1 protein-coding gene is annotated in these 286 nt (G+C 66.1%); it reads left to right on the top strand.

The window, feature by feature from the left end:
• On the top strand, window positions 1-286 hold a 286-nt coding region (locus J0695_RS40340; protein WP_206969769.1), incomplete at both ends, for a transglycosylase domain-containing protein.

The raw sequence follows: 286 nt of genomic DNA, 5'->3' as shown, positions 1-286 counted from the left end.
CGAAGGACGACATCCTCGCCGGTTACCTCAACACCAGTTACTTCGGCCGCAACGCCTACGGCATCCAGGCCGCATCCCAGGCCTACTTCTCCAAGGACGCCGACCAGGTCACGCTCGCCCAGAGCGCCTACCTCGCCACACTCCTGAACGCACCGAGCGCCTACGACGTCGCCGCGCACCCCGAGAACAAGCCGCAGGCGAAGGCCCGCTGGCAGTACGTACTCGACGGAATGCTCAAGGAGAAGTGGATCACCCAGGCGCAGCACGACGCCGCGGCCTTCCCCGA

Origin of the sequence: Streptomyces beijiangensis (genome assembly GCF_017315755.1) — a bacterium.
GTDB classification, from domain to species: Bacteria; Actinomycetota; Actinomycetes; order Streptomycetales; family Streptomycetaceae; genus Streptomyces; species Streptomyces beijiangensis.
Note: the sequence above shows the minus strand (reverse complement) of the source record. Positions and strands in the feature narration are given on the sequence as shown.